The organism is Sphingomonas cannabina (genome assembly GCF_021391395.1).
In the GTDB taxonomy this organism is placed as follows: Bacteria; Pseudomonadota; Alphaproteobacteria; order Sphingomonadales; family Sphingomonadaceae; genus Sphingomonas; species Sphingomonas cannabina.
Genome location: NZ_CP090059.1, coordinates 405,820 through 429,492 on the forward strand (window position 1 = coordinate 405,820; position 23,673 = coordinate 429,492).

The following is a 23,673-nucleotide window of genomic DNA, read 5'->3' on the forward strand; positions in this document are numbered from 1 at the left end:
GCGAAAGCGGGAGCCTAGAGTTGCGAGGGGAACCGCTTGCGGCCCTGTGCACCCGCCTGCGCGGGTGCCCAGGGGCAGGTCAGCCCGCCTTGGCCGTCGCGTAGGCCCAGTCGAGCCACGGGCCGAGCGCTTCGATATCGGCGGTGTCGACCGTGGCGCCGCACCAGATGCGCAGCCCCGCCGGGGCATCACGATAGCCGGCGATGTCGAACGCCGCGCCGTCCGCTTCCAGTAGCGAGGCCATCTTCTTGATGAACGCCTCGTCGGCGCCCTCGACGGTCAGGCATACGCTGGTCTTCGACCGGATGCCGCGGTCGACCGCGAGATGGCCGAGCCAATCACGCTCCGCGACGATCTTGTCGAGCGCGGCGGCATTGGCGTCGGAGCGCGCGATCAATCCCTTCAGCCCGCCGACCGATTTCGCCCACTCGAGCGCGAAGATCGCATCCTCGACCGCAAGCATCGACGGGGTGTTGATCGTCTCGCCCTTGAAGACGCCCTCGGCGAGCGCACCCTTGGAGACGAGCCGGAACACCTTGGGCAGCGGCCAAGCCGGCGTATATTCGGTGAGCCGCTCGACCGCGCGGGGGCCGAGGATCAGCACGCCGTGACCGCCCTCGCCGCCCAGCACCTTCTGCCAAGAGAAGGTGGCGACGTCGATCTTGTCCCACGGCAGGTCATAGGCGAACACCGCGCTGGTCGCGTCGGCGAAGCTCAGCCCCTCGCGGTCGGCCGGGATCCACTCGCCGTCGGGTACGCGCACGCCGCTGGTGGTGCCGTTCCAGGTGAACAGCACGTCGTCGGCCCAGTCGACCTTGTCGAGATCGGGGAGCTGGCCATAGTCGGCGCGGATCACCGTCGGCTCGAGCTTGAGCTGCTTGACCGCATCGGTCACCCAGCCCTCGCCGAAGCTCTCCCAGGCCAGCGCGGTGACGCCGCGCGCGCCGAGCATCGTCCACATCGCCATCTCGAATGCGCCGGTGTCGGAGCCGGGCACGATGCCGATGCGATGCGTGTCGGGCAGCTGGAGCAGCTCGCGCATCAGGTCGATGGCGTACTGGAGCCGGGCCTTGCCGAGCTTCGAGCGGTGCGAGCGGCCGAGCACGTCGACGGCGAGCTTCTCGGGCGACCAGCCGGGAGGCTTGGCGCAGGGACCGGAGGAGAAGTGGGGGCGCGCCGGCTTGGTGGCGGGCTTGGCGGGCGCAGCTGTGGCGCCGGGTACGAGCGTATCAGTCATGTAGACTCTCCTTGCAGAGAGCACGCGCGGCGTTGGGACCGCGTGGCCCGCCGGCGGCCCTAACGATGCGGCGGCTGCTGTCAAGCGCGGGCGTGCATTCTGCCGCATTTGGCGATCCCCTTCGTCACCGCGGCCTTGTGCCCGAGTCCGCCATGCCGCAAAGTCTCGTCCATGCGAGTGTACGGGCGGGGTGGACGGCGGCGCGTCGCCGGCGTGGCGGGGCTGGCGCTGACGCTTATGCTCACCTCCTGCGGCGGCGAGCGGCCCGCGCCGCGACCGCGCAACAGCGCGCCGATCACGCTCAGCTCGGAACCGTCGCGCGAGACGCGGCAATGCTTCGCCGACCTCTCCGGCGCGAACGTCCGCTATTCGCCGCTGCCCGACCGCGACTTCGGCGGCGGCTGTATCCTGACCGGCACCGTCCAGCTCATCGACTTCGGCGTGCCCACCACCAACCTCAAGGCGATGACCTGCCCGCTCTCGCGCACCTTCGTCGCCTGGGCGCGCTACGGCGTGGTGCCGGCCGGGCGGGAGATCCTCGGCAGCCCGGTGGTGAGGATCGAGACCTTCGGCACCTATTCGTGCCGCGGCATCATCGGGGGCGGCGGGGCCACCGCCGGCAAGCTCTCCGAACATGCGCACGCCAATGCCGTCGACGTCTCCGCCTTCGTGCTCGCCGACGGGCGCCGGATCGCGATCGAGCAGGACTGGCGCAATCCCGACCCGGCGGTACGCGACTTCCTCCAGATCGTCCGTGCCTCCGCCTGCAAGCGGTTCAGGACGGTGCTGAGCCCCGACTACAACGCCGCGCATTACAACCACCTGCATTTCGACATGGGCGGACGGCCGTTCTGCCGATAGCCAAGACCCGCGCATTCCTCTAAGGCCCGCAAAAATGACCGACACGAAAGTCCCCGCGCGCGTCTTCCCGCGCGCCGAGCAGGATGCCGAGACCGCCAGGAAGGGCATCAGCACTCCCCAGACCGAGCATCCGGCCTACCGCCTCGCCTTCCAGGACATGGATTTCCTGCTGCGCGAGGACCTGCGTCCCGTCCGTTTCCAGCTCGAGCTCTTGAAGCCGCAGCTGCTGCTCGACGAAGCGAACATCGCCTCCACCTTCGTCTTCTACGGATCGGCGCGCATCCCGGCGCCGGACAAGGCCGAGGCGCTGGTCGCCGCCGCGCCCGAGGGCGAGGCCAAGCGTATCGCCGAGAGCCTCGCCGCCAAATCGCGTTACTACGAGGTCGCGCGCGAACTCGCCCGGCTCGCCAGCGGCTTCCCGGTCGACGAGGCCGGCAAGCGCCATTTCGTGGTGTGTTCGGGCGGTGGGCCCTCGATCATGGAGGCGGCGAATCGCGGCGCGGCCGATGTCGGCGCGGAGACGATCGGGCTCAACATCGTGCTGCCGCACGAGCAGGCGCCGAACCAGTATGTCACCCCCCGCCTCAGCCTGCAGTTCCACTATTTCGCACTGCGGAAGATGCACTTCCTGCTCCACGCCCGCGCGCTTGCCGCCTTTCCGGGCGGGTTCGGCACGTTCGACGAGCTGTTCGAGCTGCTGACGCTCATCCAGACCGGCAAGATCGCGCCGATCCCGGTGCTGCTCTATGGGCGCGAGTTCTGGGAGCGGGTGGTGAACTTCCCGGGGCTCTGCGAGGAGGGCGTGATCTCCCCGCGCGACCTCAGCCTGTTCACCTATGTCGAGACGGCGGAGGAGGGGTGGGACGTGGTCCGCGCCTTCTACCGCGATCGCGGCGGGATGATGGTGCCGTAACCTATATCGTCATGCCGGACTTGTTCCGGCATCCACTTCTCCACGAGGACAGGCGGTGAGGTTCCGGCTGGAACCTCGAAACCAGTGCCTGGCTGCTTAGTGGACCCCGGCACAAGGCCGGGGTGACGAAGTGGTCCAAAGACCTTAGTGCTTCTCGGCTTCGACCGCTGCCGCCTTGTCGACGGTCGGCGCGCCCGGAGCAGGCGCCGCGGCGTTGGCCACATTGGCGGTCTCACCCGCCTCGCCCGTCTTGGTCGCGGCATCGGCCGCCGCCGGCGCAGCCCCCTCGGCCGGAGCGGCGGGGAGCGGCAGGTTCGAGCCCTGCTGGTTCAGATAGGCGATCACGTTGGCGCGATCGTCGGCATTGCCGAGGCCGGCGAAGGTCATCTTGGTGCCGTCGGCGAACTTGCGCGGGCTCTTGAGCCACGCGTCCATCTTGTCGAAGTCCCAGGTGCCGCCGACCTTCTTCAGCGCGTCGGAGAAGGCGAAGCCGCCCTTGCCCTGTGCGATCCCTTCGCCGAGCGTGGCGTAGAGATTCGGCCCGACGCCGTTCGCGCCGCCCTGGTTGATCGTGTGGCAGGCCGCGCACTTCTTGAACACCTCGGCGCCCTTCGCCGGATCGGCGGTTGCGAGCCGTGCCGCGATCGGCTTGTCGGCCGCGGCCGCCCCGCCGCTCTCCTCGACGCCCTCGATGGGATAGCCCATCTTCTCGGGCTTCTCGCCGTGGAATGCCATGCCGCTCACGATCGAGAGCCCCAGCGCGGAAACGCATGCAGCCAGCACCCAGCCCGCGATCGTGTTGGTCCGATTGTCCATTTGCCCGCCGATGGAAGAACTAGAAAGGTCGTGCTCCTTTAAGGCGCACATTTCGTCGCGGCAAGCCGCGCTTGCGATGATGAAATGCGACGGCTACGCGCCCGGCATCATGGAGAATTTCGCCGCCCCCGCCCGTCCGATCGTCGCCCGCATGGCCAAAGCCGCCGCCGCGGACCCTGAGCGTGCGGTCGCTTTCCAGGGCGCGCCGGGCGCCAACAGCCATGTCGCTGCGATGGAAGCCGTGCCGGACGGGCTGCCGCTCCCCTGCTTCGACTTCTCCGACGCGATCGAGGCGGTGCAGAAGGGCACGGCCGGCTGTGCGATCATCCCGATCGAGAACTCGCTTCACGGCCGCGTCGCCGACATCCACTTCCTGCTGCCCGAATCGGGGCTGGTGATCGTCGGCGAGCATTTCCTGTCGATCCGCCACGCGCTGCTCGCCAAGGGCCCGCGCGAGGGGATCCGGGAGGCGATGAGCCACCCCCAGGCGCTCGGCCAGTGCCGTCACTGGCTGCGCGCGCACGGCATCGCGCCGGTCGCCTATCCGGACACCGCCGGCGCCGCGGCGATGGTGGCGGAGAAGGGCGATCCGACGATCGCCGCGCTCGCGCCGCCGGCCTCGGGCGGGCTCTACGGGCTCGACGTGCTCGAGGAGGATGTGTCGGACGCCGAGCACAACGTCACGCGCTTCGTGACGCTGGCGCGCGGCTCGCGGCCGCTGGAAGGCGACGGACCGTTCATGACCACCTTCATCTTCGAGGTGAAGAATGTCCCCGCCGCGCTCTACAAGGCGCTCGGCGGCTTCGCCACCAACGGCGTCAACATGACCAAGCTCGAGAGCTACCAACGCGGCGCCAGCTTCGCCGCGACCGAATTCTACGCCGACATCGTCGGCCGTCCCGGCGAGCCGGCCGTCGATCGGGCGCTGGAGGAGTTGGGCTTCCACTCCAAGTGGCTGCGCCTGCTCGGCACCTACGCCCAAGCGCGGCCGCGGCCCTAATCGCCGAGCCAGGCCGTCAGCAGCGTATGCGCGATCGCGTAGCGGGGCGGGCAGAGGAAGGGGGCGCTTTCCTCGCCTGCCAACGCTGCGCGGACGTCTTTGCGCGAGACCCACATCGCGTCCTCCAGTTCGTTCGGGTCGATCGTGATCGACGGATCGTCGGCGAGCGCGATGCAGGCGATCATCAGCGAGCCCGGGAACGGCCAAGGCTGGCTCGCGACATAGCGGACGTCGCGCACGCGCACGCCGGCCTCCTCGTGTATCTCGCGGGCCACCGCCTCCTCTATCGTCTCGCCAGGCTCCACGAAGCCGGCCAGGGCCGAATAGCGCCGCGCGGGCCAGCTCGGCCCGCGGCCGACCAGCGCACGGCCGTCGTGCTCGGCGATCATGATGACCACCGGATCGACGCGCGGATAATGTTCCGCGCCGCAGTCAGGGCAGACCCGCGCCCAGCCGCCGCGGATCAGGCCGGTCCCTGCGCCGCAGACCGAGCAGCGCCGGTGCCGCGCGTGCCAGGAGACGAGATGCCGCGCGGCGGCGAACACCGCCGCTTCCTCGTCGGGCATGAGCGCCAGCATCCCGAACAGCGCCGGCGAACGGTCCACCGCCGGCGGATCGCTGAGCCGCGTCTCGGCGAAATGGGGGCGGCCGCCCGCGTCGAGGCCCAGGAACAGCAGCTCCCCATCATCCGCGCGCTCGGCGAGGTTCGACCAGATGAGCTTGCCGTCATCGCCGATCATCGGATCGAAGCTGCCGTCGAGCTTGAGCAGCCGCGCGCGCCAGTCGCCCGCCGCCGCGTCGAGGGCATCGGCATTCATGCGGACATGGTCGGCGCGGTCGAGCCAGCCGCCGGTGAAGCCGGGACGCACGCTCACGGACGATCGGCGTAGAGCGCCTTCACGACATCGGCGCGGAGCGGCCATTTGTCGGAGGGGAAATAATTGACCATCACCGTGCCGCGGACCTTGCGCACCGGATCGACCCAGGCGACCGTCCCGGCGGCGCCGCCCCAGCCGTAGGTGCCCTTGCTCGCCCCGCCGGGCACGTCGCGCAGGTAGACCGAGCCGCCGGCACCATAGCCCTGCTCGGGACTGGCGTCGCCGCCGGTGTTGCCACCGACGCCGCCGAAGGTGACGCCCGGCGGCAGCAGGTTGGACATGGCGAGCCGCACCGTCTCCGGCTTCATCACGCGCACGCCGTCGACCTCGCCCTCGTTCAGCAGCATTTGCAGGAAACGGTCATAGTCCCGCGCCGACATGACCAGGCCCGCGCCGCCATAGGGAAAGCTCGGCTTCTGGAGATAGACCGAGGTCGCCGCCGGATCGATCGGCACGCGGTTGTCGCCGACCCAGGCATAGTTGCTGGCGAGCCGGCCGACGTCCGCGGCGGGCACCTGCCAGAAGGTCGAGGTCATCTTCAGCGGACCGAGGATCCGCTTCTGCACGAAGGCGTCGAACGTCATGCCGCTCGCCTTCTCGATCACCGCCCCCATCACGTCGAGGGCGATCGAATAGCTCCATTCGGTGCCGGGATCGGCAATCAGCGGCAGGCTGGCGACGCGGTTGGCGAATTCCTGGAGGCTCGCCGGACGCGCCTTGCGCGCCTCGGTCTCGGTCCTAATGTCGACCTGTCCCGGAACGATGCCGAGCCGGTTGTATTCCTCCAGCAGCGGCCCCTTGGTGACGATGGTGTAGCCGAGCCCGGCGGTATGGGTCAGCAGGTGGCGGATCGTGATCGGCCGCGCCGCCGGCCGCGCGGCGAGGCTGTTGGCGGGGTCGGTCAGCACCTTCATGTCCTTGAAGGCGGGGATGAAGTCGCTGATCGGCTGGTCGAGCGACATCCGGCCGTCCTCGATCAGCATCATCGCCGCCATCGCGGTGATCGGCTTGGTCATCGAATAGACCCGCCACAGGCTGTCGGGACCGGCCGGTTCCGACCCCGGCTCGGCAGCGATGGTGCCGGCGACGAGGAAGGTCGGCGGCGCGCTGCCCTCGCCGATCGCGACGACGATGCCGTTGGTCTTGCCCTCGGCGACATAGCGGTCGACCAGAGTCTTGAGGGCAGGGTAGCGGCCGATCGACGCCTGAACCGCCGGAGCCGGCGCCGGCGCGGGCTGCGCCTGCCGGGCCCATGCGGATGCCGTCACGCTGCCCGCCAGCAGGATCGCCGCCGCCAATCTCATCCCCATCGCTCTCTCCCGAACAGTTGCGCCGCGCGGGCGAACAGCGTCGGCAAACCCGCCGCGCCAAGATCGGTGATCGGCCACCATTCACCCTCCGCGTGCACTTCCTGCGCCGCGATCGAGGCGGCCGCAAGCCGGCATTCGAGCCGAAAATGGGTGAAGACGTGCGTGACCTCGTCCTCGAGCAGCTGCCAGCCCGCCGTGGCAGGGGCGCCGGCGAGGCCCGGCGGCGCTTCCGCCCAGTCGCCGGTCGGCAGCGCGCGCATCCCGCCGAGCAACCCCTTCGGCGGACGGCGCACGAGCAGGACGCGGCCATCGCGCTCGAGCCAGAAGATCGTGCCGTGACGGGTCGGCCGCGCCTTCTTCGCCGCCCGGGCCGGAAACGCCTCGGGGGTGCCGCTCGCGAATCCCCGGCATTCGGTGCGAAGCGGGCACAGCAGGCAGCGCGGGCCGCGCGGCGTGCAGACGGTCGCGCCGAGGTCCATCATCGCCTGGGCGAAATCGCCGGCGCGCAGGTCCGGCGTGATGCGCTCGGCATGCGCCGGCACGTCCGCCTTGTCCGCCAGCGCGAACAGCCGCGCGACCACGCGCGCGACATTGGCGTCGATCGCCACCGCCCGCCGGCCGAAGGCGATCGCCGCGACCGCGGCGGCGGTATAGTCGCCGATGCCGGGAAGCTGCCTGAGCTCGGCCTCGGTCGTCGGGAAGCCGCCCCGCGCCGCCACCGCGCGGGCGCAGGCGACGAGGTTGCGCGCGCGGGCATAATAGCCGAGCCCGGCCCAGGCCCCCATCACCTCCTCCTCCGACGCCGCGGCGAGGCTGGCGAAGTCCGGCCAGCGGGCGATCCACGCCGCGAATCGCGGCGTCACCGCGGCGACGGTGGTCTGCTGCAGCATCACCTCCGACAGCCACACGCGATAGGGATTGGCGGCGTTGCTCCCCGGCGGCGCGCGCCAGGGGAGCACGCGGGCGTTGGCATCGTACCAGGCGAGCAGCAGGTCGGAGATGGAAGGCTTTGCGGACACCCGCGCCCTATGGCATGGGTGAGCGCGATGCCGAAGCCCGACGCCCCCGAACCGCAGCGCGCGAATCGCGTCCGCAAGGTGAGCGAGCTGCTCCCCGACGTGGGCCGCGCCGCCTTCCGCCGCTTCGGCTTCGTGCAATCCTCGGTGATCAGCCGCTGGGCCGAGATCGTCGGCGAGAAATACGCCCGCGTCTCCGCGCCCGATTCAATCCGCTTCCCGATGGGCGAGCGCGCCAACGGCACGCTGACGCTCACCGTCGCGGGACCGCACGCGACGATGATGCAGCACATCGGCCCGGAGATCATCGAGCGGGTCAACCGCTTCTTCGGCTATGCCGCGGTCGGCCGCATCGTCATCCGCCAGGGCGAGATCAAGCGGCCGCAGCGTGTCGCCCCGCCCGCCGTCCGACCGGTTCCGGTCGAGCTCGGCGACAGCCTGCGCACCATCGCCGACCCCGAGCTCAAGGCCGTCCTCGAAGGGCTCGCCGCCGGCGTCGGCGCCGGCCCCATTCCCAAGATCGGCAAGATCAACTGATGCGCATCCTCCTCGCGCTCCTGTTCGGCGCGCTCCTCACTGCCGCGGCGTCCCCCCAGGCGCGCGATTGGCGCACCAACGTCGGCGTCGCGCCGGCGACGGGCGGCTTCACCGTCGGCAATCCCGCGGCCAAGGTGGTGCTGGTCGAGTATCTGAGCTTCACCTGCCCCCATTGCGCGCATTTCGCCGCCGAATCGAAGGCGGTGCTGCACGACCGCATGGTGCGCGACGGCACCGTCCGGGTCGAGACGCGCAGCGCCGCGCGCGATCCGTTCGACCTCGCCGCCTGGGTGGTGGCGCGCTGCGGCGGGCCGCGCCGCTTCGCCGGCCTCAGCAGCGCGATCTTCGCGGCGCAGGACGACTGGATGAAGAAGGGCGAGGCCTATGTCCAAGCCAATCTCGCCGCGGTGAAGGCGATGCCGCAGGCGGCGCAGCTCCGGGCGGTCGCCGACAACAGCGGCCTCAGCGCGATCGGCGCGCGGCACGGGGTGACGCCGGCCGCGCTCACGGCCTGCCTCAAGGGCGACGCCACGTTGAGCCCGATCCTCAAGATGACCGAGGCCGCCTTCGCCAAGATCAACGGCACGCCCGGCTTCGAGATCAACGGCACGCTCGCCGCCAATACCTTCGACTGGGCGACGCTGGAGCCCAAGCTCCGCGCCGCCGGCGCCCGATAGACCCCCAGGAGAGAGTCAAGGAATGCGTAACCTCCTCGCCCTCACCGCGCTGATCGCCCTCGCCGGATGCGGCGGCGGCGGATCGACCGGCGCCAACGGCACCACCGAGGCGCCGCCGGTCGCCGGCGCGGCGCCGCCCGCCGGCAAGCAATGGACCGACGTCGTCGAGAAGACCGAGCAGGGCTATCGCCTGGGCAATCCCAATGCGCCGCTCAAGCTGGTCGAGTACGGCTCCCGCACCTGCCCGACCTGCGGCATCTTCGGGCGCGAGGGGATGCAGCCGCTCGAGCAGAAATATGTCTCGACCGGCAAGGTCAGCTACGAGTTCCGCGAGTTCCTGGTCCATGGCGCCCCCGACCTCGCCGCCAGCCTGCTCGGCACCTGCGTCGGCACCGAGCCGTTCTTCGTCATCCTCGAGCAGATGTACCAGAACCAGCTGAGCTACCTCGAGCCGCTCGAGGCGGCGAGCAAGGATCAGGCGTTCACCGCCAGCCTCCAGGGCAAGTCGCCGGGCCAGGTCTCGACCGCCTGGGCGGAGAAGCTGGGCCTCATCGACTTCTTCAAGCAGCGCGGCGTGCCCGAGGCGAAGGCGCGCGCCTGCCTCACCGACCAGAAGGCGATCGATGCGCTGGCCAAGGTCACCAACGACGCCGGCGCCAGCGGGCTGGTGACCGGCACGCCGACCTTCATCCTCAACGACAAGCCGGTCGAGGGCGTGGTGTCCTGGTCGCAGCTCGAGCCGGCGCTGCGCAACGCCGGGGCGCGGTAGAGCGGGTGTCCTACTGTCCCTCTCCCTTTGGGAGAGGGAAGGAGCAGCGAAGCTGCGGGAGGGTGAGGGTGACTGCGGCGGGCGTGGTCGCCCTCACCCTCCCACCCGGCTACGCCGGGCGGGCCCCTCCCTCTCCCAAAAGGAGAGGGGAAATGCAGCTCAAACAAATCGCTTCCCTAATAGGATTTGCTTTGCTTGACTTGCATCGGGGCTGCCGCCGCACAGCCCCGGGGGACAAGTGGAGCAAAGTGAACGAATGAAGCGCGACTCCCTTCCCCTTGGCGCCGGTCGCGCGGCCCGTCCGAACCTCGGCCGGTCCTAGCGCCATGCGGATCAAGCGGCTCAGGCTGACCGGCTTCAAGAGCTTCGTCGACCCGGCGGACCTCCGGATCGAGCCCGGGCTGACCGGCGTGGTCGGTCCCAACGGCTGCGGCAAGTCCAACCTGCTCGAGGCGCTGCGCTGGGTGATGGGCGAGACCAGCGCCAAGTCGATGCGCGGCGCCGGCATGGAGGACGTGATCTTCGCCGGCACCGCCAGCCGGCCGCCGCGCGACTTCGCCGAAGTGTCGATCCTTGCCGATGAGGTGGCAGGTGAGGGGGGCGAAGGCGACGGCGAGTTGGAGGTGGTGCGGCGGATCGAGCGCGGCGCCGGCTCCGCCTATCGCATCAACGGCCGCGACGTGCGCGCCAAGGACGTCGCGCTCGCCTTCGCCGACGCCGCGACCGGCGCGCATTCGCCGGCGCTGGTGAGCCAGGGCCGGATCGGCGCGATCATCCAGGCCAAGCCCGCCGAGCGCCGCGCGATGCTGGAGGAGGCGGCGGGCATCGCCGGCCTGCACGTCCGCCGCAAGGACGCCGAGCAGAAGCTGCGCGCGACCGAGACCAACCTCGCCCGGCTCGACGAGGTGATCTCCGACCAGGAGGCGCGCGCCGCCGCGCTGAAGCGCCAGGCGCGGCAGGCGGAGCGCTACCGCACCCTCTCCGCCACCATCCGCGTCGCCGAGGCGCGGATGATCTTCGCGCGCTGGCGCGATGCCGCCGCCGCCGCCGATGCCGCCAAGGCCGAGGCCGCCGCCGCCGAGGCGCTGGTCGCCGAGCGCGGCGAGGCGTCGCGCATGGCCGAGGCAGCGCAGGCCAAGGCGACCGAGCTGCTGGTGGTGGCGCGCTCCGCGGCGCTGGCCGCGCGCGACCAGGCGAGCGAGGCGGGGCACAAGCTCGCCGGGCTGCGCGCCGAACGCGACAGCGCCGAGCGGCGGCTGGTCGAGCTGCAGGACACGGCGAGACGCCTGGTCGACGACCGCGCGCGCGAGGGGGCGCTGGCGCATGACGCCGCCGAGGCGCTCGAGCGGCTGGGGGAGGAAAGCAAGGCGCTCGAGGCGCGCATCGCCGAAGGCACGGACCGCCTGCCGGCGCTGGAGGCCGCGCTCGCCGAAGCCGAGCGCGGCGCGCGCGATGCCGAGGTGGCGCTGGCGCAGGCATTGGCCGAGCAGGCGGCCGAGGCGGCGGACGCCAGGGTCGCCGACGCCGCGCTCGCCGCCGCACGCCAGCGGCGCGACCGTTCGCAGCGCGACAAGGCCGCGCTGGCGGCGGAGACGGCGCGGCTCGCCGATCCCGAGCCGCTCAAGGCCGAGCGCAAGCGCGCCGCCGAGGAGCGCGCGAAGTGCCAGCGCCATGCCGAGCAGGCGCGCACCGCGCTCGCCCGCGCCGACGCCGAGGAGCGCGGTGCGATTGCCGGGCGCGATCATGCGCAGAATGCCCGCGCCGAGGCGCATGCCGAGCTCGCCGCGCTCGACAGCGAGGCGGCGGCGCTGGCCAAGGCGACGCGGACGACAGGCGGGGACAAGCTGCTCGACCAGCTCCGCCCCGATCCGGGCTATGAGCGCGCGCTGGCGGCGGCGCTGGGCGACGATCTCGAGGCCGGGCTCGATGCCAAGGCCGATCGCTACTGGGCGGGCGCCGAGCCGCTGCCCGACGATCCGGTGGCGGCGAGTCCGCTCGCCGATCACGTCAAGGCTCCCGCGGCGCTGGCGCGGCGGCTGCGGCAGATCCTGGTGGTGGAGAGCGACGACGGCCGGCCGCTCGCCGTCGGCCAGCGGCTGGTGACGCTGGCCGGGGTGCTGCGGCGCTGGGACGGCTATGTCGCGCGCCAGGGCGGCGCGGCGGCGGCCGAGCGGCTGCAGCGGCTCAACCGCCTGCGCGCGATCGAGGCGGCGCGGCCGGCGGCGGTGCGCGCGGTCGAGACTGCTGACGCCGAGCTCGCCCGGATCGACGCCACCATCGCCGAGGCGCGCCGCGCCGCCGCCGACGCCCGGCGGCTGCTCGATTCGGCCGAAGCCGGCGCGCGCGAGGCCGCTCGCGGCGAGGACCGCGCCACCGCCGCGCTCGAACGCGCCGAGGCGCAGCGCGCCGATCTCGATGCACGGCGCCAGCGGGTCGAGGCCGAGGGTGCCGAGGCCGAAGCCGAATTCGCCCGCGCCGAAGCTGCGATCGCCGCGCTCCCCGATGGCGCCGCCACCCGCGCACGCGTCGCCGCGCTGACCGGCGATGCCGAGGCTGCGCGCGCGGCGGTCGCCACCGCTCGCGCCGAGCGGGCGGCGCACGACCGCGCCGTCTCCGACGCGCGCGCGCGCCTCGCCGCCGCGGCGGCCGAGGCGAAGGGCTGGAAATCACGCGCCGGCGAGGCCGCGCGCCGCATCGCCGAGATGGGCACGCGCGAGGCGAGCCTGGCGGAGGAGATCGCGGCGCTGTCCACCCGCCCCGCCGCGCTCGCCAGGGAGATCGCGCGGGTCGAGGCCGGCCATGCCGAGCTGCGCGCCGCCGCGGACCGGGCGCTCGAAGGCGAGCGCGCGGCCGAGGCCGAGGTCCGCGCGCAGGAGGCCGCCGCCCGCGTCATCGCCGAGGCCCTGGCGGAAGCGCGCGAGGCCCGTGCCGGCGCGGTGGCGCGCGCGGAGAACCAGGAAGCGCGGCGGGTCGAGATGGGACGCCTCTCGGGCGAGCGTTTCGAATGCCCGCCACCGCTGCTGCCGCAGCGTATCGAGTTCGCCGAGGCCGATGTCGGCGCGCCCGTCGACGAATCCGCCCGCCACGAGCGGCTGCTCGCCGAGCGCGAGCGGATCGGGCCGGTCAATCTCGTCGCCGAGAGCGAGCTCGCCGAGCTGGAGGCCGCCAGCACCACCAACGCCGCCGAGCGCGACGAGCTGATCCAGGCGGTCCATCGCCTGCGCGGCTCGATCGGCACCCTGAACCGCGAGGGGCGGCAGCGGCTGCTCGCGGCGTTCGAGGCGGTGGACGGGCACTTCCGGCGGCTGTTCACGACGCTGTTCAACGGCGGCCAGGCGCATCTCGAGCTCGTCGATTCGGACGATCCGCTCGAGGCGGGGCTGGAGATCATGGCGCAGCCGCCGGGCAAGCGGCTGCAGTCGCTGACTCTGCTGTCGGGCGGCGAGCAGGCGCTGACCGCGGTCGCGCTGATCTTCGCGCTGTTCCTCACCAATCCGGCGCCGATCTGCGTGCTCGACGAGGTCGACGCGCCGCTCGACGACGCCAATGTCGACCGCTTCTGCGACCTGCTCGACCGCATGATCGAGGAGACCGATACCCGCTACCTCATCGTCACCCACAATGCCGCGACGATGAGCCGGATGCACCGGCTGTTCGGCGTGACGATGGTCGAGAAGGGAGTGAGCCGGCTGGTCTCGGTCGACCTCGGCGGCGCGGAACGGCTGCTGGCAGCGGAGTGATCTTGTTCACGCGAGGCGCGAAGAGTTTGTTCGCGCGGAGACGCGGAGGCGCGGAGATACGTCGCCTGCCTCACTCTCAGCCGCGCCAGCGGCCTTCTTGCTTACCACTCGCTACAGGTTGAAAGGTCTCGCTGACGCGAGATGAGCACCACAGGCGAACCACCTCCGCGTCTCCGCGCCTCCGCGTGAACCTCTTATCTTTCTCTTCTTCGCGCCTTCGCGTGAACCTCAAACCTCCCGCGCTTCCCGCGCCCGCTCATGGTGGCGGATCACCTCGTCGATGATGAAGCGCAGGAACTTCTCGGAGAATTCGGGATCGAGGTCCGCCTGCACCGCCAGCGCGCGCAGGCGGGCGATCTGCTGCTCCTCGCGACCCGGATCGGCCGGCGGCAGCCCCGCCTCGGCCTTGTAGCGGCCGACCGCCTGGGTAACCTTGAAGCGTTCGGCGAGCAGGCACACCAGCGCCATGTCGATATTGTCGATGCTCTGGCGATAGCGTTGCAGCGTCTCGTCGCTCATGCCTGTCCTCGTACGCGAATGCCCGCGCCGCTTTGAAACGCCGCGCATCCCGGCGCAAGGCTTGCGTTTCCGTCCGCGCCCCGCCATCTGCCGCCCATGAGCGCAACCGTTCATCGCCTCGACGCCAAGCGCGCGCCTTCGCTCGATCCGATGATGGCGCTGGTCGCGCACGACATGAACCTGGTGAACGCGGTCATCCTCGACCGGATGCAGTCGGACATCCCGCTGATCCCCGAGCTCGCCGGCCACCTCATCGCCGGCGGCGGCAAGCGGATGCGGCCGATGCTGACGCTCGCCGGCGCGGCGCTGCTCGGCTATACCGGCAACCGCCACCACAGGCTCGCCGCCGCGGTCGAGTTCATCCACACCGCGACCCTGCTCCACGACGACGTCGTCGACAATTCGGACCTGAGGCGCGGGCGGCGCACCGCCAACATCATCTGGGGCAACCCGGCGAGCGTGCTGGTCGGCGATTTCCTGTTCAGCCGCAGCTTCGAACTGATGGTCGAGGACGGATCGCTGAAGGCGCTCAAGATTCTGTCGAACGCCAGCGCGGTGATCGCCGAGGGCGAGGTCAACCAGCTCACCGCCGTCCGCCAGATCGAGCTGGGCGAGGAGCGCTATCTCGACATCATCGGCGCCAAGACCGCCGCGCTGTTCGCCGCCGCCTGCCGCATCGCCGCCGTCGTGGCCGAACGGCCGGAGGCGGACGAGGTCGCGCTCGACGCCTATGGCCGCAACCTCGGCATCGCCTTCCAGCTGGTCGACGACGCGCTGGATTATGTCAGCGACGCCGGCACGATGGGCAAGGAAGCCGGCGACGACTTCCGCGAGGGCAAGGTGACGCTGCCGGTGATCCTCGCCTACGCCCGCGGCGACGAGGGTGTGCGCGACTTCTGGCGCGACGCGATCGCCGGGCGCCGCGCTACCGACGCCGATTTCGCCGAGGCGGTCGATCACATCCGGCAGACCCGCGCGGTCGACGACACGCTGGCGCGCGCGCGCCATTACGGCCAGCGCGCGATCGACGCGCTCGGCCGCTTCGCGCCGTCGACCGCCAAGGACGCGATGGTCGAGGCGGTCGAGTTCGCCGTCGCCCGCGCCTATTGAGGCGCCCCTGACGACGCTTCCGATCGAAGCCGTCCTTCCCGACCTGCTGGCGGCGCTGCGGGAACGCAGCAACGCGGTGCTGGTCGCCCCGCCGGGCGCGGGCAAGACCACGGCGGTGGCTCCCGCGCTCCTCGGCGAAGGCTGGTGCACGGGCGAGGTGCTGCTGCTGAGCCCGCGCCGGCTGGCGGCGCGCGCGGCGGCGGAGCGGATGGCCGCGCTGGCAGGCGAGCCGGCCGGCAGGACCTTCGGCTACGCGACGCGGATGGACAGCAAGCGCTCGGCGGCGACGCGGGTGACGGTCGTGACCGAGGGCATCTTCGTCAACCGCATCCAGGCCGACCCCGAGCTCGCCGGCGTGTCGGCGGTGCTGTTCGATGAGGTCCATGAACGGAGCCTCGACAGCGACTTCGCGCTGGCGCTGGCGCTCGACGCGCAGGCGGGGCTTCGGCCGGACCTGAGGCTGGTGGCGATGTCGGCGACCCTCGACGGAGCGCGCTTCTCCGCGCTGATGGACGATGCGCCGGTGATCGAGAGCGAAGGACGCAGCCATCCGCTGACGATTCGCTACCTCGGCCGCGCGCCCGAGAGCCGGATCGAGGAGGCGATGGCGGCGGCGATCCGCACGGCGCTGCGCGAGGAGGACGGCGGCGTGCTCGCCTTCCTGCCCGGCGTCGCCGAGATCGAACGGACCGCCGAGCGGCTCGGCGAGCTGCCCGGCATCGCCCTGCACCGGCTGCACGGCAGCCTCGACCCCGCTGCCCAGCGTGCCGCGATCGCGCCGTCCGGCACGCGCAAGCTGGTGCTCGCCACCTCGATCGCCGAGACGTCGCTGACGCTCGACGGCATCCGGGTGGTGGTCGATTCCGGACTCGCACGGCGGCCGCGTTACGACCGGGCGGCCGGGATGACGCGGCTGGTGACCGAGCGCGCGAGCCAGGCGGCGGCCACCCAGCGCGCCGGCCGCGCGGCACGGCAGGGGCCGGGCGTCGCCTATCGGCTGTGGGAGGAGGCGGCGACCGCCGGGCTGCCGCGCTTCGATCCGCCCGAGATCCTGGAGGCCGATCTGTCGGCGCTGACGCTCGCCGCCGCGATCTGGGGCATCGCCGATCCGCGCGCGCTGCGCTGGCTCGATCCGCCGCCGGCGGCCGCGGTCGAGGAGGCCCGATCGCGACTGAAGGCTCTGGAGGCGCTCGACACCGACCTGCGGCCGACCGCGCATGGCCGGATGATCGCGAGCCTGCCGCTGCCGCCGCGGCTCGGACACATGCTGGTGCGGGCGGGCGAGATGGGGCTGGCGAGGACCGCCGCCGAGATCGCGGTGCTGCTCGGCGAGCGCGGCCTCGGGGGCAATGACGCCGATCTGGAGGCGCGTCTCCGGCGCTGGCGGAGCGAGCGCGGGCAGCGGGCCGAGAGCGCCCGGCGTCTGGCGGAGCGGTGGGCCAAGCTTCTCCCTCTCCCCTCTGGGGAGAGGGGCCGTGCCGCGGGCGACGGTCTCGGTGAGACCTCTTCCCCTCTCCCAACCCTCTCCCCAGAGGGGAGAGGGCTAAATCCGGTCGCGACCTGCGTCGCTCTCGCCTTTCCCGATCGGGTCGCGCGGCGGCGGGATGCCTCGGGCGAGAGCTGGGCATCGGTCGGCGGGCGCGGGTTCCGGCTTGATCCGGCGTCGAACCTCGCGCGGCAGGAGTGGCTGGCGGTGGCGGAGACGGCGGGCATGGCTGCCGGCGCGCGCATCCTCTCCGCCGCGCCGATCGAGCGGACGACGATCGATGCGCTGTTCGGCGACCGGATCGAGACACGGCGGACGGTGCGCTTCGACCCGGCGACGGGCGCCGTCACGGCGCTCAGGGAAACGCGGCTGGGGGCGCTGCGGCTGGCGTCCGGGCCCGATTCGGCCGCGAGCGCCGCCGAGATCGAGGCGGCGCTGCTCGAGGGGGTGCGCGAGCACGGGCTCGACCTGCTGCCGTGGCCGGAGAGCGCCGGGGCGCTCAGGGCCCGCGCCGCCTTTGCCGGGATCGAAGGGCTGGGCGAGACGGCGCTGCTCGGCCGGCTCGACGAATGGCTGCCGCCGCTGCTCGCCGGAAAGCGGCGGCTCGACGCGGTGGAGGGATTGACGTCGGCACTCGAGGGCCTGCTCGGCTGGGACGCGATGCGGACGATCGACCGCCTCGCCCCGGCGCGGTTCGAGAGCCCGGCCGGCTCCAGCCATGCGATCGACTATGAGGTCGAGGGCGGACCCAAGGTGGAGCTCAGGGTGCAGGCGCTGTTCGGCCTCGCCGAGCACCCGACCGTCGGCGCGAACCGGGTGCCGCTGGTGCTGAGCCTCACCTCCCCGGCGGGACGGCCGATCCAGACCACGCGCGATCTGCCGGGATTCTGGCGCGGGAGCTGGGCGGCGGTCGCCAAGGAGATGCGCGGACGCTATCCCAAGCATCCCTGGCCCGACGATCCGGCCGGCGCGGCGGCGACGCTCAGGACCAAAAAGGCTGATGCGCGCCGCGCCGAGTCGCGATAAGGAGGCGGCCATGTCGCAGCCAGCCCGCATCTACCAGCGCCCGAAGAACGCCATGCAGTCGGGCCGTTTCCGCACCGACCGCTGGGTGCTCGAGTTCGAGCCCGCCGAGGCGCAGCGCCCCGATCCGCTCACCGGCTGGGCCGGATCGAGCGATACCCGCAACCAGCTCCGCCTCAACTTCCCGACGCTGGAGGCGGCGGTCGATTACGCCAAGCGGGAGGGCATCGCCTATCATGTGGTGCCGGCGCCGGAGCGCAGGCTGAAGCTGCAGGCCTACGCCGACAATTTCCGGTAGCACGAAGCTCCTCCCCGGCACGGGGAGGGGGACCGCCGCGCGTAGCGCGGTGGTGGAGGGGGCTTGCCGAGACGGATTCCGATGCGGAGGGCCCCCTCCACCAAGCCGCTTCGCGTCTTGGTCCCCCTCCCCGTCTCGGGGAGGAGCTTTTCGTCACCTCAGTATCGCGCTGGCCAGCAGCAGCAGGATCTTGACGTCGACCGCCATGCCCTCTGCCCGCCGGGCGGCGACATAGGCGGGGACATCGGCCAGCGGTACGCGGTGGACGATGATGCCTTCGTCCGCCGTTCCGCCGCCATCGCCGATGCGCGTCAGGCCGTGGGCGCGGACCAGCGTGAAGCTTTCGGAGACCATGCCCGGCGAGGACCAGAACTCACCGAGCGGCTCGATCCGTTCGGCGCGGTAGCCGGTCTCTTCCTCCAGCTCGCGCGCGGCGGCGGCCTCGACGCTCTCGCCGTCCTCCTCGTCGCCGATCAGGCCGGCGGGGAGCTCGAGGCAGCGGCGGCCGAGCGGCACGCGATACTGGTCGACCAGGATCACCCGCCCCTCCTCGTCGATCGCGAGGATCACCGCAGCGCGGATGCCGCGGGCGCGGCCGACATATTCCCAGCGCCCGCGCGTCTTGGCGGCGAGAAAGCGGCCCTGCCAGACGGTCTCTTCTGGCGCGTCGGCGTCGATTACCATGGAATCACAACTCGATCAGGCGGTCGGGGAGTTCGTTGACGTCGTCATCGCTGCGCGGGAAATGCTCGGCGAGCACGAGGCCGATCTGGGCGACGGCATCGGCCATGCCGTCGCCGGGTCGGCCGTCCTTCACCGCCGCGATCAGCGCCGCCATCGCCGCGCCCCAGGTCTCCTGCGGCACCTTCGAATGGATCGATTCGTCGGCGATCAGCTCGGCGCGATGCTCGTCGAGCGAGAGGTAGAGCAGCACGCCGGTCGCGGCGATAGTGCGCTTCTCGGCGCCCGTGCGAAACAGCTGGAGCGCGCGGCGGCGCACCCGGCGGGTCTTGGTCGCGGCGGGCGTGAGCAGCAGGCGCAGCGGACGCCAGGCGAGCGCCAAGCGGCAGAGCAGATAGACCAGCGTCGCGAGCACCGTCGCGATCGCGATGAGGTGGCCGACATGCGGCCCACTCCAGGCATCGAACAGCCGGGCGTTGATCGCCTCGACTACGCCGGGGAAGGTCGCGAGCAGCGCCAGCGTCAGCACCATGCCGAGCACGCTCCATTGCAGCGCGACGTCGTGATAGGCGTCGGACTGGCGCGCGACGACGGTGACGATCTCGCCGTTGGTATGGGCTTCGGCAGCGGTGACCGCGGCGGTGACCCTGTCGTGCTCGGCAGCGCTCAGATGCATCACCAGCTCCCCGACGCGCCGCCGCCGCCGAACGAGCCGCCGCCGCCTCCCGTGAAGCCGCCGCCGCCCCAACCGCCGTCGCTGCCGCCGCCACCGCCGCCCCAGTCGGAGCCTCCCCAGCCCGAGCCGCCCGAACGGCCCGAGCCGCGCGAAAGCTCGTCGGCGATCGACCACAGCACGATCGGCCACACGCTGCCGCCGCCATCGCTGTAGCGCCGCCCGCGCCGGCTGCCGGCCGCGCCCAGCACCATGAAGAACAGCACGATCCCGATCGGCAGCAGGATCGGCCAGGGGAAGCCGCCACCCCTGGAGGACGTCCGCTGGCGATGAGTACGGTCGAATTCCGCGACCGCGGCATCGGTGCGCGCCTTGGCCTCGTCGGGCGAGGCGCGCAGCTGGGCGATGATCGCATCGGCGCCGGCCGTCATCGCGCCCGGGATGTCGCCGTTCTCGCGCAATCGCGGCATCATCTCGGTATTGATGATCACGCTCGACAGAGCGTCGGTCAGGATCGGCTCGAGCCCGCGCCCGACCTCGATCCGGGGGCCGCGCTGCCCGGCCGGGTTATTGGGCGCGATGAACAGGATGGCACCGTTGTTGACGTCCTTCAGCCCGACGCCCCAAGCCCGCCCGAGCCGATAGCCATAGTCCTCCAGTGGATAACCCTGCGTGTCGGCGATCGTCGCCACCACCAGCTGACGGTTGGTGTCGCGCTGGAGCGCCTCGAGCTTGGCGGTGAGGTCGGCCCGCGTCTCGGGCGGGAGGACATTGGCGTCGTCGACCACCAGGCCGGTGAACTTCGGGAAGGTCTGGGCGGACGCCGGCGCCGCGAGCGCAAACAGCAGCGCGCAGAGGACCGCCACCCATCCCCATCCATTCGCCCTGAGCCTGTCGAAGGGCTGCACTTCTTCTCTCACCTCAGAAGGATGGGGGCCGACAACCCCGGATCAAGTCCGGGGCCGAACGGGTTAGTGAGTCGCTTCAGTTCCTCAGCTCGCGTTGCCGAAATTGACCTTCGGCGCGGTCTCGGCCCCCGGCGTGGTCGCCGCGAACGGTACCATCGGCTTGGCGCCATAGAAGATCTTCGCGCCGATCGCGTCGGGGAAGGTGCGGATACGCGTGTTATACGCCTGCACCGCCGAATTATAGTCGTTGCGGGCGATGGTGATGCGGTTCTCGGTGCCCTCGAGCTGGCTCATCAGCGTGGTGTAGTTGGCCTGGCTCTTGAGCTCGGGATAGGCTTCCTGCAGCCGCTGCAACGACAGCGTCACGCCTGCCTGGGCGCGCTGATAGGCCGCCATCTTGGCGGGATCGGTGAGATCGCCCTCCGACACCTGCACCTGGGTCGCCGAGGCGCGGGCCTGGGTCACCTCGGTCAGGATGTCCTTCTCCTGCGCGCCGGCCGCGCGCACGGTGGCGACCAGATTCGGGATCAGGTCGGCACGGCGCTGATATTGGTTCTGGACGTCGGCCCAGCGCGCCTTGGCGTTCTCCTCGGCGGTCGGGACGCTGTTGAGGCCGCACGCCGACAGCGCCAGCGCGGCCAGCCCGGCAAAGACGAGACGAAGCTTCATGTGACTTGTCCTCCAACCCTCGCGGCGGCAACATTTAGGGGTCTCGCGCGTCCGCACAATGGCAAATCGGATGGGCAAAAGAGGGAGACCAGCGAATGTTCAAGGAATTCAAGGCGTTCATCGCACGCGGCAATGTGCTCGACCTGGCGGTGGCGGTGATCATCGGCGCCGCTTTCGGCAAGATCGTGACCTCGCTGACCGAGGATGTGCTGATGCCGGTGATCGGCCGCATCTTCGGCGGGCTCGATTTCTCGAGCTATTTCGTCGCGCTGGGGCCGGTGCCGGCCAACCTCGCCGGGTCGACCGACTATCAGGCGCTGAAGAAGGCCGGCGTGCCGCTGTTCGGCTATGGCGAGTTCATCACCCAGACGGTCAATTTCGTGATCGTCGCCTTCATCATCTTCCTGCTGGTGCGCGCAGTGAACCGCGTCGTTCCCATCACCAAAGCGGAAGATGCCGCCGAAGCCGCGGATGTGACGCTGCTCAGGGAGATCAGGGACGAGCTTCGGAAGAAGTAAGCCGGTATCGGGACGACGGCCGCGGATTATGCCGCGGCCAAGTCCTCGGCGATCGCGTCGGCCAGGCTGGTGCCGTCCAGGATGCGCGCGGTCTCGTCGCGCACGCGCGCCATCGCGATGCGGATCGCGCAGGCCGCCTCGTCGCGGCAGTCGTTGCACGGGCGATAGGCGGTACGGCTGACGCAGGGCACCAGCGCCAGCGGCCCCTCGATCACGCGGATGATCTCGCCCAGCGAGATGAGATGCGGCGGCCGCGACAGGCAATAGCCGCCCGCCTTGCCGCGATGCGAATGAAGAAAGCCCGCCTCACGCAGGTCGGCGAGGATCAGCTCAAGGAATTTCCTCGGCACATTGGCGGCGGCGGCGATCCGGTTCATCGGCACCGGCGGTCCTCCCGCCGTTTGTTCGGCCAGAAACAGCATCGCACGGAGCGCGTAACGGGAACGCTGGGTCAACATATGAGAAATCCCCATGCCGCACCATTGTGGCGGTGTGAAGGCCATATCCTTCTTTTCTTCGGGGAATATGCGCCTATATTCATGAATGCCGGCTTGCCGGCTATGGCGATAAAATGTTGCGTTCAATAGGCGCAGCGGACCCGGGGGCAGTACCCGGCGGCTCCACCACCGGAGCTGAGGCGCTCGGCGCCACGCGGTTCAAGCGTGGCGGCGGACCTCAGCCTCGATGACGGGGCCGAACCAGGATCGACGTGTGTTGAAAAGCGCAGCTTTCGCCCGGAATGGGACCACCGCAACGGCCCATTACACAAGTGCCAACGATAACGAGGCGCTCGCGATTGCCGCGTAACTGACGGCCTAACGGCCTAGGTTATCTGGACAAAAGCGCGGTCGGGCCGCACCGGGCAACAGAAGCGGATTCCAGCGGCCGCCGGAGGGGCCGGGCAACAGAACCCTCCGGACCTTTTCGAATTCTTCCCAAGACGAATGACATTCAATCCTCCCCCGCCAGGGGGAGGTGGCACGCGAAGCGTGACGGAGGGGGAGGAAGCGAACCGATAATGAGTCGCCGTCCTCCCCCTCCGTCAGCCTGCGGCTGACACCTCCCCCTTGCGGGGGAGGATTGAAAGGGGCTGCACGTCGCACGGCCCCCTACGCCTTTCGGGGACATCCTTGTTTCCCATTGCCCGGATCGGGGATCGCGGGCTCTATCCGCTCGCATAAAGAGGTTGCGGGGGAGGCGCCCGTGTCGATCATCGAACGGGCAAGCAGGCGCGTCGCGCGCGGGTTCGGCTATGAGCTGAAGCGGGTGCTCGATCCCGGCGCCGCGAGCGTCAACATGCTGGCGCACGCCCGCGATCTGATGGAGACCACCGCGCCGGAGACGCGGGCGTTCCTGTCCTTCTGCCTGACCAGGCTTTCCTTGTCGAAATCGCAGATCCTGCAGGACCTGTTCGCCCTCTACGAGACGGGCGAGAAACGCAGCGGCTATTTCGTCGAGTTCGGCGCGACCGACGGGATCGTGCGCAGCAACAGCTTCATGCTGGAGACCGAGTTCGGCTGGACCGGCATCGTCGCCGAGCCGGCGCGCGCGTGGCACGAGGCGCTCGACCGCAGCCGCCGCTGCGCGGTCGACCATCGCTGCGTCACCGACCGCAGCGGCGAGGCCGTGACTTTCACCGAGGTCGGCGAGCTCGAGCTGTCGTCGATCGAGCAATATTCCGCGAACGACGACCACGCCCTCGTCCGCCGCGGCGGACGGCGCTATGCGGTGGAGACCGTCTCCCTGAACGATCTGCTGCACCAGCACGGGGCGCCCGGCGACATCGACTATCTGTCGGTGGACACCGAAGGCTCCGAGCTCGCGATCCTGAGCGCGCTCGATTTCGACGCCTGGCGGCCGCGCGTCATCACGGTGGAGCATAATTTCTCGCCGATGCGCGACCGGCTGTTCGCCTTGCTCGCCGGGCACGGCTATGTCCGCAAGTTCACCGACCTGTCGCAGATGGACGACTGGTACGTGCGCGCCGACTGAAACCGTACCGAAGATTTGAAGACTCGGCCGAAGCGGCGTATC

General features: G+C 70.8%; 23 protein-coding genes and 1 other RNA gene. 13 read left to right on the plus strand and 11 right to left on the minus strand.

All coding sequences use genetic code 11. The features are described from left to right. Nucleotides 1–79: 79 nt before the first annotated feature. A complete protein-coding gene (locus LZK98_RS02055) occupies nucleotides 80–1,237 on the minus strand; it encodes a phosphoserine transaminase (RefSeq protein ID WP_233784695.1) in 1,158 nt (385 codons plus the stop codon). A gap of 171 nt (nucleotides 1,238–1,408) precedes the next feature. Here LZK98_RS02055 and LZK98_RS02060 point away from each other — a divergent pair, with 171 nt between their 5' ends. After that, entirely contained in the window at nucleotides 1,409–2,098 is a 690-nt protein-coding gene (locus LZK98_RS02060; protein ID WP_233784697.1) for an extensin family protein, read from the plus strand. A gap of 34 nt (nucleotides 2,099–2,132) precedes the next feature. After that, nucleotides 2,133–3,011 carry an LOG family protein gene (locus LZK98_RS02065; protein WP_233784698.1) on the plus strand — a complete coding sequence of 293 codons (879 nt, stop codon included), beginning with the start codon at nucleotides 2,133–2,135 and terminating at the stop codon, nucleotides 3,009–3,011. A gap of 144 nt (nucleotides 3,012–3,155) precedes the next feature. Here the strand turns inward: LZK98_RS02065 and LZK98_RS02070 are convergent, their stop codons facing one another. Beyond that, the gene (locus LZK98_RS02070) at nucleotides 3,156–3,827 is read right to left on the minus strand and encodes a c-type cytochrome (RefSeq protein WP_233784700.1); all 672 of its coding nucleotides are present in this window, start codon (nucleotides 3,825–3,827) and stop codon (nucleotides 3,156–3,158) included. Between the two features lie 109 nt (nucleotides 3,828–3,936). Between LZK98_RS02070 and LZK98_RS02075 the strand changes: the two genes are divergently transcribed. Beyond that, nucleotides 3,937–4,827, plus strand: coding sequence for a prephenate dehydratase (locus tag LZK98_RS02075; RefSeq protein ID WP_233786473.1), 891 nt, complete (start codon nucleotides 3,937–3,939; stop codon nucleotides 4,825–4,827). Here LZK98_RS02075 and nudC read toward each other — a convergent pair. Genes nudC through LZK98_RS02090 form a run of 3 tightly spaced genes read right to left on the minus strand, consistent with a single transcriptional unit; the run spans nucleotide 4,824 to nucleotide 8,004 of the window. Beyond that, nucleotides 4,824–5,702 (minus strand): NAD(+) diphosphatase, encoded by an 879-nt coding sequence (gene nudC, locus LZK98_RS02080; protein ID WP_406693715.1) that lies wholly within the window; start codon nucleotides 5,700–5,702, stop codon nucleotides 4,824–4,826. The two genes, LZK98_RS02075 and nudC, sit on opposite strands and share 4 nt — an antisense overlap. Further along, complete coding sequence (locus LZK98_RS02085) at nucleotides 5,699–7,015, minus strand: serine hydrolase domain-containing protein (protein ID WP_233784702.1); 1,317 nt, start codon at nucleotides 7,013–7,015, stop codon at nucleotides 5,699–5,701. The genes nudC and LZK98_RS02085 overlap by 4 nt, the downstream gene beginning before the upstream one ends. Continuing rightward, nucleotides 7,006–8,004, minus strand: a complete 999-nt coding sequence (locus LZK98_RS02090; protein ID WP_233786476.1) for an A/G-specific adenine glycosylase — start codon at nucleotides 8,002–8,004, stop codon at nucleotides 7,006–7,008. Before LZK98_RS02090 ends, LZK98_RS02085 begins: the two co-directional genes overlap by 10 nt. 57 nt (nucleotides 8,005–8,061) lie before the next feature. On the opposite strand from LZK98_RS02090, the gene LZK98_RS02095 reads away from it, so the two are divergent. From LZK98_RS02095 to smc, 4 genes are all read left to right on the plus strand, one after another. Next, complete coding sequence (locus LZK98_RS02095) at nucleotides 8,062–8,568, plus strand: DUF721 domain-containing protein (protein WP_233784703.1); 507 nt, start codon at nucleotides 8,062–8,064, stop codon at nucleotides 8,566–8,568. After that, nucleotides 8,568–9,245 (plus strand): thioredoxin domain-containing protein, encoded by a 678-nt coding sequence (locus LZK98_RS02100; protein WP_233784705.1) that lies wholly within the window; start codon nucleotides 8,568–8,570, stop codon nucleotides 9,243–9,245. Before LZK98_RS02095 ends, LZK98_RS02100 begins: the two co-directional genes overlap by 1 nt. A gap of 22 nt (nucleotides 9,246–9,267) precedes the next feature. Further along, the gene (locus tag LZK98_RS02105; RefSeq protein ID WP_233784706.1) at nucleotides 9,268–10,014 is read left to right on the plus strand and encodes a DsbA family protein; all 747 of its coding nucleotides are present in this window, start codon (nucleotides 9,268–9,270) and stop codon (nucleotides 10,012–10,014) included. Between the two features lie 326 nt (nucleotides 10,015–10,340). After that, the gene (smc, locus tag LZK98_RS02110; protein ID WP_233784712.1) at nucleotides 10,341–13,754 is read left to right on the plus strand and encodes a chromosome segregation protein SMC; all 3,414 of its coding nucleotides are present in this window, start codon (nucleotides 10,341–10,343) and stop codon (nucleotides 13,752–13,754) included. Between the two features lie 228 nt (nucleotides 13,755–13,982). Here smc and LZK98_RS02115 read toward each other — a convergent pair whose 3' ends face one another. Then, nucleotides 13,983–14,273, minus strand: coding sequence for a chorismate mutase (locus LZK98_RS02115; protein ID WP_233784713.1), 291 nt, complete (start codon nucleotides 14,271–14,273; stop codon nucleotides 13,983–13,985). A 96-nt stretch (nucleotides 14,274–14,369) separates the two neighbouring features. Here LZK98_RS02115 and LZK98_RS02120 point away from each other — a divergent pair, with 96 nt between their 5' ends. The 3 genes from LZK98_RS02120 to LZK98_RS02130 are packed head-to-tail and all read left to right on the plus strand — an operon-like array spanning nucleotide 14,370 to nucleotide 18,190. Continuing rightward, nucleotides 14,370–15,383, plus strand: coding sequence for a polyprenyl synthetase family protein (locus LZK98_RS02120; RefSeq protein WP_233784714.1), 1,014 nt, complete (start codon nucleotides 14,370–14,372; stop codon nucleotides 15,381–15,383). A gap of 7 nt (nucleotides 15,384–15,390) precedes the next feature. Further along, the gene (gene hrpB / locus LZK98_RS02125) at nucleotides 15,391–17,895 is read left to right on the plus strand and encodes an ATP-dependent helicase HrpB (RefSeq protein ID WP_233786477.1); all 2,505 of its coding nucleotides are present in this window, start codon (nucleotides 15,391–15,393) and stop codon (nucleotides 17,893–17,895) included. 10 nt (nucleotides 17,896–17,905) lie between these two features. Then, the gene (locus LZK98_RS02130; RefSeq protein ID WP_233784716.1) at nucleotides 17,906–18,190 is read left to right on the plus strand and encodes an ETC complex I subunit; all 285 of its coding nucleotides are present in this window, start codon (nucleotides 17,906–17,908) and stop codon (nucleotides 18,188–18,190) included. Between the two features lie 153 nt (nucleotides 18,191–18,343). Here LZK98_RS02130 and LZK98_RS02135 read toward each other — a convergent pair whose 3' ends face one another. From LZK98_RS02135 to LZK98_RS02150, 4 genes are all read right to left on the minus strand, one after another. Next, nucleotides 18,344–18,874, minus strand: a complete 531-nt coding sequence (locus LZK98_RS02135) for an NUDIX hydrolase (RefSeq protein WP_233784717.1) — start codon at nucleotides 18,872–18,874, stop codon at nucleotides 18,344–18,346. A 4-nt stretch (nucleotides 18,875–18,878) separates the two neighbouring features. Further along, nucleotides 18,879–19,547 carry a TPM domain-containing protein gene (locus LZK98_RS02140; protein WP_233784718.1) on the minus strand — a complete coding sequence of 223 codons (669 nt, stop codon included), beginning with the start codon at nucleotides 19,545–19,547 and terminating at the stop codon, nucleotides 18,879–18,881. Further along, nucleotides 19,547–20,410, minus strand: a complete 864-nt coding sequence (locus LZK98_RS02145) for a TPM domain-containing protein (protein WP_233784720.1) — start codon at nucleotides 20,408–20,410, stop codon at nucleotides 19,547–19,549. The genes LZK98_RS02140 and LZK98_RS02145 overlap by 1 nt, the downstream gene beginning before the upstream one ends. A gap of 126 nt (nucleotides 20,411–20,536) precedes the next feature. Beyond that, nucleotides 20,537–21,121, minus strand: coding sequence for a LemA family protein (locus LZK98_RS02150; protein WP_233784722.1), 585 nt, complete (start codon nucleotides 21,119–21,121; stop codon nucleotides 20,537–20,539). A 95-nt stretch (nucleotides 21,122–21,216) separates the two neighbouring features. Between LZK98_RS02150 and mscL the strand changes: the two genes are divergently transcribed. Then, the gene (gene mscL / locus LZK98_RS02155; RefSeq protein ID WP_233784723.1) at nucleotides 21,217–21,639 is read left to right on the plus strand and encodes a large conductance mechanosensitive channel protein MscL; all 423 of its coding nucleotides are present in this window, start codon (nucleotides 21,217–21,219) and stop codon (nucleotides 21,637–21,639) included. A 26-nt stretch (nucleotides 21,640–21,665) separates the two neighbouring features. Here mscL and LZK98_RS02160 read toward each other — a convergent pair whose 3' ends face one another. Beyond that, nucleotides 21,666–22,097, minus strand: coding sequence for an RrF2 family transcriptional regulator (locus LZK98_RS02160; RefSeq protein ID WP_233784724.1), 432 nt, complete (start codon nucleotides 22,095–22,097; stop codon nucleotides 21,666–21,668). A 48-nt stretch (nucleotides 22,098–22,145) separates the two neighbouring features. Between LZK98_RS02160 and ssrA the strand changes: the two genes are divergently transcribed. Together ssrA and LZK98_RS02170 are read left to right on the plus strand one after the other, a co-directional pair. Beyond that, nucleotides 22,146–22,519: a transfer-messenger RNA gene (ssrA, locus tag LZK98_RS02165) on the plus strand. 323 nt (nucleotides 22,520–22,842) lie between these two features. Next, nucleotides 22,843–23,631, plus strand: a complete 789-nt coding sequence (locus LZK98_RS02170) for an FkbM family methyltransferase (RefSeq protein ID WP_233784725.1) — start codon at nucleotides 22,843–22,845, stop codon at nucleotides 23,629–23,631. Nucleotides 23,632–23,673 lie beyond the last annotated feature (42 nt).

Bases quoted from the DNA above. Each gene is read 5' to 3' on its own strand.
- LZK98_RS02055 (WP_233784695.1), bottom strand. From the start codon at position 1,237: ATGACTGATACGCTCGTACCCGGCGCCACAGCTGCGCCCGCCAAGCCC.
- LZK98_RS02095 (WP_233784703.1), top strand. From the start codon at position 8,062: ATGCCGAAGCCCGACGCCCCCGAACCGCAGCGCGCGAATCGCGTCCGC.
- mscL (WP_233784723.1), top strand. From the start codon at position 21,217: ATGTTCAAGGAATTCAAGGCGTTCATCGCACGCGGCAATGTGCTCGAC.
- LZK98_RS02115 (WP_233784713.1), bottom strand. From the start codon at position 14,273: ATGAGCGACGAGACGCTGCAACGCTATCGCCAGAGCATCGACAATATC.
- LZK98_RS02060 (WP_233784697.1), top strand. From the start codon at position 1,409: ATGCGAGTGTACGGGCGGGGTGGACGGCGGCGCGTCGCCGGCGTGGCG.
- LZK98_RS02075 (WP_233786473.1), top strand. From the start codon at position 3,937: ATGGAGAATTTCGCCGCCCCCGCCCGTCCGATCGTCGCCCGCATGGCC.
- smc (WP_233784712.1), top strand. From the start codon at position 10,341: ATGCGGATCAAGCGGCTCAGGCTGACCGGCTTCAAGAGCTTCGTCGAC.
- LZK98_RS02065 (WP_233784698.1), top strand. From the start codon at position 2,133: ATGACCGACACGAAAGTCCCCGCGCGCGTCTTCCCGCGCGCCGAGCAG.
- LZK98_RS02150 (WP_233784722.1), bottom strand. From the start codon at position 21,121: ATGAAGCTTCGTCTCGTCTTTGCCGGGCTGGCCGCGCTGGCGCTGTCG.
- LZK98_RS02135 (WP_233784717.1), bottom strand. From the start codon at position 18,874: ATGGTAATCGACGCCGACGCGCCAGAAGAGACCGTCTGGCAGGGCCGC.
- LZK98_RS02160 (WP_233784724.1), bottom strand. From the start codon at position 22,097: ATGTTGACCCAGCGTTCCCGTTACGCGCTCCGTGCGATGCTGTTTCTG.
- LZK98_RS02100 (WP_233784705.1), top strand. From the start codon at position 8,568: ATGCGCATCCTCCTCGCGCTCCTGTTCGGCGCGCTCCTCACTGCCGCG.
- LZK98_RS02130 (WP_233784716.1), top strand. From the start codon at position 17,906: ATGTCGCAGCCAGCCCGCATCTACCAGCGCCCGAAGAACGCCATGCAG.
- LZK98_RS02085 (WP_233784702.1), bottom strand. From the start codon at position 7,015: ATGGGGATGAGATTGGCGGCGGCGATCCTGCTGGCGGGCAGCGTGACG.
- LZK98_RS02140 (WP_233784718.1), bottom strand. From the start codon at position 19,547: ATGCATCTGAGCGCTGCCGAGCACGACAGGGTCACCGCCGCGGTCACC.
- LZK98_RS02070 (WP_233784700.1), bottom strand. From the start codon at position 3,827: ATGGACAATCGGACCAACACGATCGCGGGCTGGGTGCTGGCTGCATGC.
- LZK98_RS02105 (WP_233784706.1), top strand. From the start codon at position 9,268: ATGCGTAACCTCCTCGCCCTCACCGCGCTGATCGCCCTCGCCGGATGC.
- LZK98_RS02120 (WP_233784714.1), top strand. From the start codon at position 14,370: ATGAGCGCAACCGTTCATCGCCTCGACGCCAAGCGCGCGCCTTCGCTC.